General features: G+C 64.3%; 11 protein-coding genes. 2 read left to right on the plus strand and 9 right to left on the minus strand.

Annotated elements, in window-relative coordinates:
- The 3 genes from ACE3UY_RS07335 to ACE3UY_RS07345 form a co-directional block, all read right to left on the minus strand.
- Positions 1 to 623: biotin/lipoyl-binding protein (locus ACE3UY_RS07335; RefSeq protein ID WP_374686888.1), on the minus strand; the 623-nt coding region annotated here is incomplete at its 3' end.
- A 161-nt stretch (positions 624 to 784) separates the two neighbouring features.
- The gene (locus ACE3UY_RS07340; protein ID WP_374686889.1) at positions 785 to 1,510 is read right to left on the minus strand and encodes a response regulator transcription factor; all 726 of its coding nucleotides are present in this window, start codon (positions 1,508 to 1,510) and stop codon (positions 785 to 787) included.
- 95 nt (positions 1,511 to 1,605) lie between these two features.
- On the minus strand, positions 1,606 to 2,271 hold the full coding sequence (locus ACE3UY_RS07345) for a cyclase family protein (RefSeq protein ID WP_374686890.1): 666 nt from the start codon (positions 2,269 to 2,271) through the stop codon (positions 1,606 to 1,608).
- A gap of 445 nt (positions 2,272 to 2,716) precedes the next feature.
- On the opposite strand from ACE3UY_RS07345, the gene ACE3UY_RS07350 reads away from it, so the two are divergent.
- Positions 2,717 to 4,477, plus strand: coding sequence for a hypothetical protein (locus tag ACE3UY_RS07350; protein WP_374686891.1), 1,761 nt, complete (start codon positions 2,717 to 2,719; stop codon positions 4,475 to 4,477).
- 21 nt (positions 4,478 to 4,498) lie between these two features.
- Here ACE3UY_RS07350 and ACE3UY_RS07355 read toward each other — a convergent pair whose 3' ends face one another.
- Entirely contained in the window at positions 4,499 to 5,269 is a 771-nt protein-coding gene (locus ACE3UY_RS07355) for an IclR family transcriptional regulator (RefSeq protein ID WP_374686892.1), read from the minus strand.
- A gap of 110 nt (positions 5,270 to 5,379) precedes the next feature.
- On the minus strand, positions 5,380 to 6,783 hold the full coding sequence (gene ablA, locus ACE3UY_RS07360) for a lysine 2,3-aminomutase (RefSeq protein WP_374686893.1): 1,404 nt from the start codon (positions 6,781 to 6,783) through the stop codon (positions 5,380 to 5,382).
- Between the two features lie 316 nt (positions 6,784 to 7,099).
- Here ablA and ACE3UY_RS07365 point away from each other — a divergent pair, with 316 nt between their 5' ends.
- The gene (locus ACE3UY_RS07365) at positions 7,100 to 7,264 is read left to right on the plus strand and encodes a helix-turn-helix domain-containing protein (protein WP_374686894.1); all 165 of its coding nucleotides are present in this window, start codon (positions 7,100 to 7,102) and stop codon (positions 7,262 to 7,264) included.
- Between the two features lie 54 nt (positions 7,265 to 7,318).
- Here the strand turns inward: ACE3UY_RS07365 and ACE3UY_RS07370 are convergent, their stop codons facing one another.
- The 4 genes from ACE3UY_RS07370 to ACE3UY_RS07385 form a co-directional block, all read right to left on the minus strand.
- Positions 7,319 to 10,120 (minus strand): hypothetical protein, encoded by a 2,802-nt coding sequence (locus ACE3UY_RS07370; protein WP_374686895.1) that lies wholly within the window; start codon positions 10,118 to 10,120, stop codon positions 7,319 to 7,321.
- A gap of 278 nt (positions 10,121 to 10,398) precedes the next feature.
- Complete coding sequence (locus tag ACE3UY_RS07375; protein WP_374686896.1) at positions 10,399 to 12,852, minus strand: ATP-binding protein; 2,454 nt, start codon at positions 12,850 to 12,852, stop codon at positions 10,399 to 10,401.
- Positions 12,852 to 13,631 carry a response regulator gene (locus tag ACE3UY_RS07380; RefSeq protein ID WP_374686897.1) on the minus strand — a complete coding sequence of 260 codons (780 nt, stop codon included), beginning with the start codon at positions 13,629 to 13,631 and terminating at the stop codon, positions 12,852 to 12,854. The genes ACE3UY_RS07375 and ACE3UY_RS07380 overlap by 1 nt, the downstream gene beginning before the upstream one ends.
- A gap of 99 nt (positions 13,632 to 13,730) precedes the next feature.
- On the minus strand, positions 13,731 to 14,592 hold an 862-nt coding region (locus tag ACE3UY_RS07385; protein WP_374686898.1), incomplete at its 5' end, for an ABC transporter permease.

The following is a 14,592-nucleotide window of genomic DNA, read 5'->3' on the forward strand; positions in this document are numbered from 1 at the left end:
TGGCGGTTGCGCGCCGCCGCCAATTCCGCCTCGGCGACCTCGCGCTGGCGCTGCGCGGCGACGTACTCCAGGCGATACCCCTCCACCACGTCGGCCGGCTCCCAGGGACGATCGAGCGCCTTGTTGTACTCGTTCAGGGCGCGCGCTTCGGCCTCGATGGCGGACTGCACGGCGATCTCGGCCGGGGTCAGCGGGGTGTATTGGGCGCGAGCGCCGTCTACCTGCGCCTGGCCGCCTTCGACTGCCAGCGACAATTCGGCCAGCTGGTGTTCATACTCGGCCGTCGCCTCGTCCAGCGCCAGCCGGGCGCGCTCCAGGGCAGCGGCGTAGGGGGCGTCATCCACCCGCGCCAGCACGTCCCCCACTCGGACGGTCTGGCCCGGCCGCGCGTTTAACTCGACCAGCCGCCCGCCGACCGGCAGGCTCAGGGCCATCTCCTGCACGCCGACGAGCAGACCGGGCGCGGTGACAGTCTGAATGACCTCGCCGCGCGTCACGGGGACGGTCACGGGGGGCGCAGGCGGGGGCGCGGCCGGTTGGCGTTGGCGCTGGTAGCCGGTGTAGCCGGCCAGCCCTAGCGCGGGCAGGGCGAGCAATAAAAGGAAGAGAATCCGCCGCTTCACTATGCATCAACCTCCGCCCATAGTGTGCGGGCGGGAGGTTTCGCCCCGGTTGCGGCGCGGTTACAGTTTTGTAATAAGAAGAATCCATAGATTTCGCAGATGACACAGATTAAAGAAAATCTGTGTCATCTGCGAAATCTGTGGATTCTTCTTTTAGCTCGCTACAGGGACGCGACCAGACGGTAGCCAACGCCGGGCACGGTGAGGATGAGTGACGGGGCGGCGGGGTCGGGTTCGACCTTCTCGCGCAGCCGGCGAATGGTCACGGTGACGGTGCGTTCGCTCTCCACCTCGGCATCATAGCCCCACACCGCTTCGAGAAGCTGGCCGCGGCTGAGCGCCTGGCCGGGGTGACGGGCCAGGTAGGCCAGCAAGCGAAACTCGGTCGGCGTCAGCGCCAACTCGCGCCCGCCGCGCTGCGCCTTGCCGCCGGCCAGATCGATCACCAGGTCGCCGGCGTAGAGCAGATCGCCCCCCTGCGCCGACAGCTCGCCATAGGCGCGTCGCAGCAGGGCGCGGATGCGCGATAGCAACTCGCGCAGGCCGTAGGGCTTGGTCACGTAGTCGTCCGCGCCCATCTCCAGACCCAGGACTTTATCCACCTCATCGCCGCGCACGGTCAGCATTAGAATGGGCTGGCGCAGGCCGAGCTGGCGCAGCTCGCGGCAAAAGTCGAAGCCAGAGCCGTCGGGCAGGCGCACGTCAAGGATGATGAGTTGTGGATGATGGTCGCGGGCGAAGGTGACGCCCTCGCGGCCGGTGGCTTTGCCGGTGACGGTGTAACCGTTTTCGCGCAGGGCGTCGTGCAGGCTCGCGGCGACGGCCGGGTCGTCCTCGATGACCAGGATGTGCGGGCGGGGATGGGGGCGAGACAGTGGGGCGTTCATGGCTGGTAGCCCAGACGCGCCGCTAACCGCTCGTCCGGCGTGCTCTTGCCGGAGCCGGGCGTGCCGATGATGGCGGCGCGGCGCATTCTGCCTAACTAAGCCGCCAGGGCAAAGGCGCGCACCGGGAAGGTGCCAAAGGCCTTGATCTTGACCGGCACGGCGAAGAAGCGGAAACCACCGTCAGGGAGCTGATCGAGGCCGGTCAGGTGTTCGGCGATGGGTATTTCAGCCGCCAGCAGGGTCGAGTGAACCGGCCGCGCGCCGTCGGCCGTGTCGTCGATGTTATAGGAGTCAATGCCTACCAGCGCCGCGCCGCGATCGCGCAGGAGTTCAGCGGCATCGAAGGTGAGGAAGGGATGGCCCTCGAAGTAGGTATCGGTGCGCCAATGGCGCGACCAGCCGGTGTGGACGAGAACGGCCTTGCCGGTCACATCCAATCTATCGAAGGCCGCGGCGCTAACGGCGCGACGACCGGGCGGCACACGCAGAACAATGGCCGGCAGGTTGGCCAGCGAGGACAGAGGTATTTCCGACAAATCCTTACCATCGGGATAGCGGTGGAAAGGCGAGTCCACGTAGGTGCCGGTGTTGGCGACCATGTCAATTCGACCGATTTGGAATTCAACGCCGGGCGCGTAATGTTGGCGCGAGGCTTCGCGGCTGAGGAAGTCACAGATCACCGGGGCGGGCAGACCCTTGTAGGTGATCATACCGGCTTCGACGACGTGGCTGAGGTCGATCGGGGGAGCTATCGTTGTCATGTGAGCTTTCTTCCTTCGCAAGATGGAGAGCTTGTGTTACACGATGCGAACCTTTTTAAGTTACGGAGCGGCAAGCCGAGACGTTTGTCGTATGGGCGACAGTATAGCACGCAATTCTTCTGGCGATCTGTATCGGGAGGCGCAATATTAGGCACACCGCTTCACATGTAGGATAGCTTCCTTAAGTTGCAGGTAGGCAAGAGGGGAAGCTTGCGCACCGCTAAGGGAGATGACCGAGGAAGGCGGATACGCGGCCGGTAATGAGAACAACAGTATTAGCCGACAGACCCGGCCTGCCGTACCAGGAACGCATCTTGATAATGCCACCCACTTTGGATATGATGTTTTTATCTCGATTCTGAAAAATAGGTTGAGAGAAAAGCGAATTGAGGCGTTTCGACAATGTGAGAATGTGCTTGATTAGCTTGCTAATATTCAAGCGGAGGTGGGGTTAGCTCTGGATACTGAAAAGAGCAAACAAAGTTTAAGCCTGCTTTGGCCCACCGGATGGCAAGGGCGATCTGGCCGGCAGCTTTCAAATGAGGCAATCCAGGACCTCGCCCTGGAGGCTCTTGTCACAGGTATGTGCCCCTACAGCCTTCATCAGGACTCAATCAGACAGGTCTTGTATCAATTATGCCAGGATTCGGCAGTACTCACCTACCGACAGGCCATCCTGAACGACCTGCTCCACCAGCCGGTCCTGACGGAGGCTTTAAAAGCGATGCTGCCGCTGCTCGATGAGTTGATGCTTTTCACCCATCCTCACTTTGCCGGCGAAACTTCTCTTCACGAAGTTATTCAGCGAGCGGGCGAACTGCAACTACTGGTTGATTGCGTTCATCATCTGAGTGAGGCTTTTAGGGCTGTGGATGGGAACCTCGATTCACCGGGACTACGAACGCTGCAAAGCTATATTGATCAATTCATCACCGACAGGGATTATCAGCAGGTCATTAAAGCCCCGCCGGAGATACTTGCCAGCTTACGGGCATGTACGAGCATCACCGTAGGGGTGAATCTTGATGAGCACTTACGCCCGGAAGAGGCCGTGCTCCTTTCAGTAAATTCAGAGCGGTTTACAGAGAGCAGTCTGCTAGACCGCCTCCTGGGCAAAAGCGCGGTCGATGGGAAAGGCATAGCCTCTTTACATTCACTGCCTATGCTCACTCAAAGCAGCGACATGATCACCGGAGGTCTTCTCATCAGTGGGCCATCCCGGAGGGCCGAACCGATGATGGTTCCCCTGTTTCGAGACCTGTCCAGGGTGTTGGAGAAGACAACTAAGCCCATTGCCCGCGAGTTAAATCGCTATGTGCACCTGAACAGCAGTTTCCTGAAGGATCTACGCCCGGAGATCATTTTCTATGTGCAGGCAGTGGAACTGGCACAGGCGGTGGAGTCGTTGGGACTGCCCGTCTGCCTGCCAGAGATAGCCCCCAGCGCGGAACGAATTTGTGAAATCGAGGGTAATTACAACGTCCAATTGGCTCTCCACTTGAGCAGCCAAGGGCCGGGAAAAGACCGGGCCGGACGGGTGGTAACCAATGATGTCATTCTGGGATCGCGTGGCCGAATTGTGATCTTGACAGGCCCTAACCAGGGAGGCAAAACAACCTACATGCAGGCTGTAGGTCAGGCTCAGGTGATGGCGCAGGCCGGCCTTTTTGTTGCAGGGCAGTGCGCTCGCGTCAGCCCTGTCGAGGGGATTTACACCCACTATCCGGTAGAGGAGCGGTTGGAGTTAGGTACAGGGCGCTTTGGGGATGAAGCCCGCCGCATTCGGGCCATCTTTGAACAGATCACTCGTTATAGCCTGGTGCTCTTGAACGAATCGCTTTCTACTACCAACATGGGAGAGAGTCTCTATCTGGCGCAGGACATTATTCGGGCCTTTCGCCAAATCGGCTTACGCGCCATCTTTACCACTCACCTGCACGAACTGGCGGCCACCGTTCATGACTTAAACATGAATACACCCGGGGACAGCCAGGTAGTCAGTATGGTAGCTTCATACGAGCAAGGACAGGAGGAGCAAACGGATGTCGCCGCCGGGGACGGCCCCTATAGCTACCGAATCGTTTTAAGCCCCCCCTTAGGGCGGAGCTATGCGGATCGCATCGCCGCGCGCTACGGAATTAGCCTGGAGCAGCTAGTAGCTTTGTTAAAGCAGCGTAAAGTCCTGGACGGGAAGACAGAACTTTAGCTTCAATTTCTGAATGCAGCGTTACGGCCGGTAGCCGAGTTGAGCGGACACGCGGCCGGCGGCGGCGCGGACGCGTTCGCCTATGGCGGGCACGCATTCGGCCGTCAGTCGAAGCTTCGGCCCGGCGATGCTGAGCGCAGCCATCGCGCGGCCGTCGTGGTCGTAGACCGGCGCGGCGATAGCGATCAGACCCACCTCCAACGACTCGTCGGCAATACTATAGCCACGCTCGCGGATGCAAGCCAGTTCGGCCTGCAACGCTACCCGGTCGGTCATTGTCGCCGGGGTTATCGGCGTCAGCACCCGCGACAGCAGGTTGGCCGCTGTTTCTTCCGGCAGGAAAGCGAGGACCGCCAGACCGGTAGATGAGGCGTGGAGCGGCCAGCGGCTGCCCAGGTCGGGCACGCCGCTCATCAAGTGGCTGCCGACGATCTCGTCAATGACCAGCATCTCGCCGCCGGAGAAAACCTCCAGCGAGGCCGTCTCGCGGGTGTCGTCGGCCAGCCGTTCCAACTCCGGTCGGGCCACGGCGCGCAGGTTGTTGGCTCGCAGCGCCCGGCCGCCGAGCACGGCGACCTCCGGCCCCAGGACGTAGCGCTCGCCGTCATCGCCGCGGGCGACCATGCCGTCGCGTTCCAGCGCTGAGAGCAGGCGGAAGGTGGTGGTCTTGTTCAGCCCCGTCTGGCGCGCCAGATCGGACAGCCCCCACGCCGGGTGATCGTCGTCGAACGCCTTCAGCAGGGCCATCGCCCGCCGCACGGCCTGCGTGCCGGGATAGGTTTCGTCGGTCATGGCAGGAAGAATGGGACGCAGATGACGCTGATGAGGCGCTGATTTTCGCGGATAGAACACTCGATTTCTTATCCGCGAAAATCAGCGTCGAAATCTGCGTCATCAGCGTACTATTCTTGTTCTTCCGCCCCGGGCGACAGGCGCTCGCGGGGCTTATGGACTTCGATGGAACCGACGCCGAGCGGCTGCCACTTCTGGGCGATCTCACCGCTGCGCAGCCGGTGCTCGCCGCCGCCGCGGGAGTGGGTGTCATTGAACCCCTCCGGCTCGATGGACATGCGCTCCCCTTCCAGCAGGCCCAGCACGCCCGCCTGCCCCGGCTCCGGCCGCCGGGCGATCAACGCCTCCTGGTGAGCGATCTCATGCGGATCATAGTCCAGCGGCTCGGTATAGGTGGTGATGAAGCCCTCGAAGTTGCGCAGCACCACCTTGCCGGGGGCCTGGCTGACGACGTAGTTGGGCATGACCGGAATCTTGCCGCCGCCGCCGGGCGCATCCACTACGTAGGTCGGCACAGCGTAGCCCGACGTGTGGCCGCGCAACCCCTCGATGATCTCGATGCCCTTGCTGACCGTCGTGCGCAGGTGGCCGGAGCCTTCCACCAGGTCGCACTGGTAGAGGTAGTAGGGGCGCACGCGAATCTTGACCAGGTCATGTACCAGCTTGCGCTGGATGTGAACGGAGTCGTTGACCCCCGCCAGCAGCACGCTCTGGTTGCCCAACGGCACGCCGGCCCGCGTCAGCCGGTCGGCCGCCGCGGCCAGTTCGGGCGTAATCTCCTTGGGGTGGTTGACGTGGATGTTGAGCCAGAACGGATGGTACTTCTCGATCATCGCGCAGAACTCCGGCGTCACGCGCATGGGCAGGAAGACCGGCACGCGCGAGCCGATGCGGATGATCTCCACGTGGGGGATGGCCCGCAGCCGGCCGAGGATCATGTCCAGCAGCTTGGGGGCCAGCACCATCGGATCGCCGCCGGACAGCAGCACGTCGCGGATTTGGGGCGTGCGCTCGATGTAGGCGATCTGCGCGTCGAACTCCGCCCGGCTGAACGTCTGCGTCGGGTCGCCGACGATGCGGCTGCGGGTGCAGTAGCGGCAGTAGCTGGCGCACTGGGTGGTGATGAGCATCAGCACCCGGTCGGGGTAGCGATGAACCAGGCCGGGCACGGGCGAGTGCTTGTCCTCGGCCAGCGAATCTTCCATCATCGACTGGAAGGGAACCATCTCGCGGTCGGTGGGGATGACCTGCTTGCGGACGGGGCAGGAGGGGTCGTCGGGGTCGATGAGGCTGGCGAAGTAGGGGGTGATGTCCACGCGGAACAACCCCTTGGTCGTCAGCGCCCGCCGCTCCGACTCGGTCAGGTTGATGACGCGGCCCAGCTCCTCGACGGTGTTGAGCCGGTTGGACATCTGCCAGCGCCAATCCATCCACTGCTCATCGGGCACGTCGGCCCAGTAGGGGGCGCGGGTGTAGACTCTGTCGGTCAGGGGGGTGCTGCCGTTTTGGTTCATGGGAATCACTCCTTTTGGACGGGCGTCGGTTCATATGGTGAAATGACGGTTCATTTCTATTCTATAGTGTGTCGAGAGGATACGCAAGGCTATCATTCTAAAACGCTATTGACGTAAGTACCACATATGGTACAATCAATTGGCATGAGTGCCCTTAAATTAGCTCGCCGACGGAGGAATTTATGGATGACGGGGTGAACAGATGAATCAGCACACAGGCAGCGATTTTGACGACTTTCTAGCGGAAGAGGGCATTCTAGAGGAAGTAACTGCACGCGCCCACAAGCGTTTGTTGGCCTTGCAACTTCAAGATGTGATGAACGAATCGCAATTGACGAAGACCGAATTGGCCGAGCGCATGGAGACCAGTCGTTCGCAACTCGATCGCCTGCTCGACCCGGAGAACACGTCCATCACGTTGGAGTCGTTGGAGCGGTTAGCGCACGCGGTGGGGAAGCGGTTGGTAGTAAAGTTGGCGTAGAAACCGAGTTTCTCGAAAGAAACTCGGTTTCTCTATCGCTGCCTGCCAGCTCTCTTACGGCTTGGCGATCGTCGGGATCAGCACTTGTCTGGCGGCGAAGAACTGGGCCGAGATCCCATTGTTGGCGGGGTTGGCCTCCGGCCCGGCCGAGGCCAGCGTCAACAACGCGGGGAACTTCTCACCCAGCGCCGCCCCGGCCGGCACGCGGACGGCCACCTGGAACGCGCGGCGCTCCAGCAACCGCATGGTCGGCAGATTCCACTTCACCACGTTGCCGCTCACCGTCGGCGCGATGCCCAACGTGTCGCTCACGTAGGCCAGGCCATTGTTCAGGGTCATGGTTAGCGTCACGCCCGTCGCCGGCTGCTGGCCCAGGTTAGCGGCCTCGACCGCTACCCGGGCGACCTGGCCGGGCTGTCCGCCAATCAGTGCGCCGTTGAGCGCCACCCGTCCATCCACGCCCTCCGGCGGGTTCCAGCTATAGCTCGTGGTGTGGTAGCCGCTATTGTCGGACTCGATAAAGGGATTCTCATACCGGCTGGTGTAGTAGATCATCGGCGGCGTGATGAGCGCGCCGGTGTTGCCGATGAGGGCGTAGTGCAGGTAGGCGCGATAGCTCCAATCGGCGTCCTTCCAGGTGAGGATGGCGCGCCCGTTCTGGTCAGCCGTCACCGCCGCCTCTTCCATGCCGCCGAGGCTGGCCGGATCATCCAGCATATAGGGGCCGGCGGCGACCTCGAGCGTCTGGCCGTTGAAGACGGCGTAATCGATGACCGGTCTTTCGTCGGCGTTGTAGGTGCTGACCACGACAATGACCTCACCGGTCGCCAGCTGAGCGGCGTCATAGTCATAGCCGTTGCCGAGCGCCGAACGTGACGCGGGTTTGAGCAACTGCCCGCCGCTGCCCAGAACGGCCAGCCACAGGCCATAGTCCCAATCCCCGGCCGGCCCTTGCCCTTCATACGTGATCAAGGCCCGGTTGCCGCTTAGGGCCGTCACCGCCGGCCGCGTGCTGAACGTTCCCTCGCCGGCGGCATTGGTTAGCGGTGTGGCGGCCCGAACGACGCCCCCGCTCGAATCGCGGATACTGTAGACGATATCGTAATAGCAGTCATCGCCCGTGGGGAGCGCCTGATGCCAGGCCATGACGAAGCGGTTGTCAGCCGTCGCCGTAATACCCAAATCGCTGCCGGCCCGACCGCCAAAGAAGGGCGCGTCGACACACCACTGGCCGGACTGGGTGTTGCCCGTCAAATTAGCCGGCCCATAGATCGGCCGGCCGCTCGAATCGAGAATGGCGAGGAAGAGATTGGAGTTACCGTCATTGGTCTCCGTCCAAACGACGCCGATGTGGCCGTCCGGCGTGGCCGCTGCCGCCGGGAAACGGGGGTTGGGCCGACCCAGCGGACTTCCGCCAGTCAGTTTCGAGACCGGTCGCACCGTGTCGCCGTAGCGGTTCTGAACCGCGTAGGCGACGTCACGCTCATCGGGCCAGAAGGTAGCAAAACCGGTTGGCGTTTCCACCACGCTGGCCTCGGCGTTCCAACGCCAGTAGCTGCCCCAACTGTCTTCCGGGAGAATCGGCACGACGCCCTGCCCGGCCGCCTGAACCAGATGGAGTTCACGGCCGCTGCGACCGTCATCCGCCCACCACTGGGCCTGATCGCTGACCGTCTGCGCGAAGCGGGCCGGCGCGGCCACGTCGATGCGCACGTCGCTCCAGCGCCCCGCGTTGAGCGATGAGGTAAAGCGCACGCGGGTGGCGGTGTGGCCGCCGGTGGGGGTCGCGGGCGGCGCGGTGATCTTGACCGTTATCGCGATGGTCTGACCTTGCGCCAGGAGGCCGGTGTCAACGTGCCCGTTACTGTTGGTGTCGCTCAGCGGCGTGGTTCCGTCGGCGGCGTACAGCGCCGTGGCCCAGCCAGCCGCCCCGGTCGCGTCGATCTCATAAGTGTCCGCGCCCAATTCGCCCGTGTTCTCGATCCCTACTCGGAAGGCGACCTCCTGGCCGGCAGCGGCAAATGCGCCCGCGTGGGGCGGCCAGGCGGCGACGCGGGCCGAGTCCGCGGGGCGGCTAAAGCGAACGGCTCTGTTGGACGGCGGCTCCTGGCAAAACGGTACGTAGTTCAGACCATCCCACCCACGGCTATCTTCAATACCCGTTATGCCACAGTAGCTAACGTCTCCCATGGCCAGGTACTGAAAGACGATGTCGCCATTCTCATGCAGGACAACTTCAAACGTGTAGGTTGCCTCGCCGCCGTCTTCGACCACCTGATGCCATTCCACCACGAAGTAGCGGTTGGGGGCCGCGCCGCCAGCGCGATAGTAGACGCGGTTCGGCCCCGTGCTGTCGGCCAGGCCGAAGAGAGAGGCATAGGGCGCGATCACGTCATTCGGCCGCCCCGGACTGGGAGCGCCCTGCAGTTGCGAATCCCAGTAGGGGGACTCGGTGAAGGCGACGTAGCCGGAAGCGGCAATATAGAGACTGCCATAGCGGTTGCTGTAATAGTCGAACGCGAAGGGCAGGCTGATGGGGCCGACGACTTGCTCGCGGCTGGCGCCGCTCATACCGGTGTCCGTGCCGGTGGTCGCGTCAAGCCAGTCGAGCGGGATGGAGTCATCCCACGTATAACCGAACTGGTCAGGCCCACCGGCGTTGGCCGCCGCGCGGAAAGCTGTCTTGGCGCGACCGGCCGGGGCCATCCAGATGCTGTCGTCGGTACGGTAGGGGCCGGCGGTCGTCGAGGGTTCGACGCCAATGGGTACATCATCTTCTAGAGAAAGGATGGTTCCCCCGGTCAGGGTCAGCAGCCATCCCAGAAGCAGGACCACGATCAATCGCTTGGCATTCATTGGTATGTCCTCTCGATGATGGCACGAGCGATCGCGGACTACATCCGTGACCACGTCCTTTAATGGAACTGGTCGCTGCTCGCGTCAGTCGTGTAGGTGAGTTGGAAATCGGGCGCGCTGATCGAGGAGGGGCTAAGCCGAGCCGCCGGGGTCAGGACGCTGGCGGCTCACACCATTCCCCCATGGCGGCCGCCTGGAACAGGGTCATCGTTCTATTGTAGGGGGAAAAGCGGGGAAACCAATTGCGGTTTTCTTCTATTTGCTATGGAGGAAAACTTCTATTTTTCCGCCGTCGCGGCTGGCGACCCACCCCCCGCCGCCGGAACCCAACCTGCCACCGTCGTTCCCTCCCCCAAGGCCGACGCGAAATCGAACCCCCCGCCGCACAACTCCACGCGCGCCCGCATGGAGAACAGCCCAAAGCGTTGCCGTGTCTGGGCGTCGTGGCGTTCGGCCTCGGTGGAGCCACGGCCGTTGTCAGTCACCGCGAAGGTCACCCGGTCGTCGACGCACTCAAACCGGATGCGCACCGCCGTTGCCCCAGCGTGGTCGACCACGTTGTCGAGCGCCTGCTGGACGACGCGATAGAGCGCCTCGCGCGTGGCCGGCGTCGTGGCCTCGTCCAGCCCCTCCCCCAGGCTTAGCGCGATGGGCAGCCCATTGCGCCGTTCGACGCGGGCCGCCAACTCGTTTAGGGACCGCTCCAGACTGCTCGCCAGTTGGCTCGGCGCGAGGTTGAAGCGGATGCCCCGCACCGTCTCGGCCGTCGTCTCTATATCGTCCAGGGCGCGCTCCAGCGCCTCGGCCAGCGCCTCGGGGTCGGTCCGTATCTGTTCGGCGGTGAAGCTCAGCGCGAAGGGCAACCGGCCGAGAAACTGTTGCACGGTGTCGTGCAGTTCGGCAGCCAGCCGGCGGCGCTCGCTCTCCTGCGCCTCGACCACCCGCCGCGGCACGTCGCGCAACTGCTCCACCTGCGTCGCCGCCAATAGGAACAGCGTCGCCTGCTGGCCGATCAACTCGGCGATAGCCAGGTCACGCGCGTCGAAGATCTCCTCGTCCCAGCGATGACCCAGGCCCAGCAAGCCGAGGGGGCGCTCCTCGGCGACGAGCGGGATGACCACGTCAATCGCCTGCGCGACGCTCAGCGGCTCCAGCCAGGCCGGCGCCGCGCCGGCGATGTATAGCCGGTAGAACCGGCCAAGCTGCTCTGGCGCCTGCCCGGCGTCCGCGAACGTCAGGCGGGCTGGCAGCGGCGGCGCGGCTTCGCCCGCCTCGGCGGCCAATTCGAACGCGCCGCGCTCCGGCTGCCAGAGCCAGACGGCGGCGCGAGCGAGATGCAACTCCTCCACCAACGCCAGTGTCATCCGCCGCGCCAGAGCAATGGGGGTAAGTTGGCCGGCCAGACGCCGGCCGAAGCGCCGCGTCGCCTCGTAGCTCTGCGGCTCCCAATCGAGCACGCGGCCGAACCAGCCGCGCCAGGTCGCCTGCGTACTCCAGATGAGGCTGGCCAGAAAGATGCCGGTGAAGAGGTGGGCGAACGGCGGGCGCTGCCCACCGGTCGGCCAGTCCGGCTGCGCCAGGCCCCACAGCCATGACAGCGCCGCCGCCAGCAGCGCGCTGAGCGACAGGACAATGACGTAGATAAACAGCCGCGACGGGCCGCGAAAGGTCTGGTAGCGAACGATGACGTAGGCGAAGGTGATGGGCATGACCAGCAGCAGATAACGCAGGTCCAGGCCATGCCAGAAGGCGGCCCGTATGTCAACCAGGCCAGGAATGAGCGGAACCAGGATCACACCAATGGCCGGCATGGCGCCCAACAAGCCCAACAAGACAATGCCCGCCGCCCGCCGTTGACGGCGCGTCTGTCGCTCGTGAAACCACGACCAGACGAGGCGGACCAGCAAAGCCAGGACGCCGACCAGCAAGAGAACGAGCATGATCCTGAAGCTCAGCGCGTCAGCCAAGACGCCCAGCCCGTGGGGCAGTTTCGCCCACCAGGGCAGCCGCGACGCCGCCAGCACCATGCCGCTGATCAGGCCAAGAGCATAGAACAGACACAGCAGGAGACCCGGCGGCCGGCGCCGGACGGGTGTGGGAAAGACCAACGCCAGGTGAACCAACAGCGGGCCGATGAGGCCGGCGGCCACCATGTGGCCGATCTTGGGCAGGTTGACCAGCCAGCGGGCGTCGATCATCAGCGAAGTGACGGCGGTCAGGCGGTGGATGGCGACGCAGCAGGCGGCGATGACGAAGACCCGGTTGGCGGGGGCGTCCGGCCGGGCGCGCAGCACCATCACGCCCAGCAACCACAAGACCAGTCCCACCAATACTTCGGGGAGTTTCACGTCGATAACATCGGCCCACGTGACGCGCCGGACGGGTAGTTCGATGAGGCGTTGTTCGCCGGTAGTGCGCCGGTCTACGGTCAGCACGACCGGCCGCTGTTCGGCCTGGGCGCGCGCGAATGCGTCCCAGGCGTTTGGCGTGTGGGGCAAGCCGTCGATTGCCAGCACGCGGTCGCCATAGCGCAGAGAACCATCGGCCAACGGCGGCCACCAATCGGGTGTCTCATGAGCGACGCCGGCCCACGCCTCGGCGGGGAAGCCATAGGACATGTAGCCGCCAAAGGACCGGCCGACCTCGACCAGCAGGCTCAACGTGCCGACGATGCCGAACACCACGGTGAGGATGAGCGCGGCGCCAGCCGAGTTGCGCAACCAGCGGGGCATCAGCCTGCCTGCCCGTAGCCCAGCATGTCGAGCAGCCAGCACGCCTTAGCCAGCAATAGCGACTTGCGCAAAGGGGGTTGCTGCTGGTCGGCCTCGTCCAGTCCCAGCTTGGCGTAGAGGTGGTGGATGTGCTTTTCGGCTGTGGTCACGGCGATGTTGAGCGCGACGGCGACGCCCTCCACCGTTTGGGCGTGGGCCAGCTCCAGCGCCACCGCTTGCTCCCGTTCCGTCAACATGGGAAACAACTCCACGGCGCGGCGGACATACTCTCTTTCCGGCGGCGTCAAGTGAGACCAGAGCTTCTCGGCCAGTTCGGCCATTTCGCCGGGATCGGTGGTCTTGATCATGATGTGGCCGGCGCGCGCCTCCTCAAGCCCTTGCAGCAGCAGGCGCGCCGGGCAGCCCTTGACCAGGTACGCGACGCCGCGCACGCCCTCCAGCGCCAACCGCAGCAGGGCCTCGCTCCGGTCGCCGAAGGCCGACAGCACCACGACGGCTAGCGTCGGATCGGCGCGCTTCAGGCGGCGCACCAGGTCGATGCCCTGGTTCTGGTCGCGCCGGGCGGGGGTGTCGGGGCGCTCGGGCAGCATGATGTCCACCACGGCCGCGCCAGGGCGATGTTGAACGGCCAGCGCGTAGGCCGATTCCGCGTCGGCCGCCTCTAGAGTCGTCAGATCATTGCGACGCAAGAACGAAACGACTCCCTCGCGAAAGAAGTCGTCGTCGTCGACAACGAGGATAAGAGCAGGATCGGCTAATGGGGTGGTTTTGGTTGCCACATTTGCTTCTAGCCGCTCGTAAATCGCGGCCACTCATGCCATTATACGCTACGCGACGATTCTGTGGAGTTCACGCCAGCGAGGGGCCGGCCGGTCCCCCTACTCATACGCCAACGCCTCCCGCACCGTCATCCGCCCCGCCCGCTCGGCCGGCAGCCAGCAGGCGACCACGCCGATGACGACCACCAGCCCCAGCCAGGCCGCCGCCGCCGCGGGCGCGAAGGCGAACGAGAGCGGGCTACCCAGCAGCGAGTTGCCCATCACCCGATCCAGGACGGCCGTCAGCGGCAGGGCCAGCAGCACGGCGAAAAAGGCGCTGATCAGGGCGATAGCCAGCCCCTCGGCCAGGATCAGGCGGCGCAACAGCGACCGCCCCGCCCCCATCGAGCGCAGGATGCCGATCTCCCGCGAACGCTCCAGGACGTTCAGCGCCATCGTGTTGGCTAACCCCAGCCCGCCGACCAGCGCCGTCAGCCCGGCCAACGCCATGAGCAACAGGACGAGGTTGTTGAACTGCGCCCGGAACCCCTCGCGCAGGCTGCCGGCGGTCTCCACGCGCTGGATGGTCATCCCCGCCGCCTCGTAGCGCGCGACCAGCTCGGCGGCGACGGCCGTCTGCCGGGCAGGATCGTCGCCGTCCAGGTACACCACCAGCCGCCCGGCCCGGCCGCGCACGCCGGTGGCTTGCTCGAAGTCGGCGTAGGCCATGTAGGCCCCGGCCTCGAACGGCCGCAGGCTGATGCCGATCAGCTGCGTCTCGCGCTCCCGATCGCCGTTGAGCTTCAGCGCCAACTCGTCGCCGACAGCCGGGCGGTGGGTCAGCTTCTCGGTCTCATAGTTGATGTAGACCTCGTAGGGGCGGGTTTGAAACCCGCCCGTACCACCGGCGCCATTCCCAGCAGACAGCCTGCGCCCGGCGCGGTTGTCGAAGGCAGCGATCGCCGTCGTCGGCGGCACGCCA

Origin of the sequence: Promineifilum sp. (SeqCode), from assembly GCF_041918635.1 — a bacterium.
GTDB lineage: Bacteria > Chloroflexota > Anaerolineae > Promineifilales > Promineifilaceae > Promineifilum.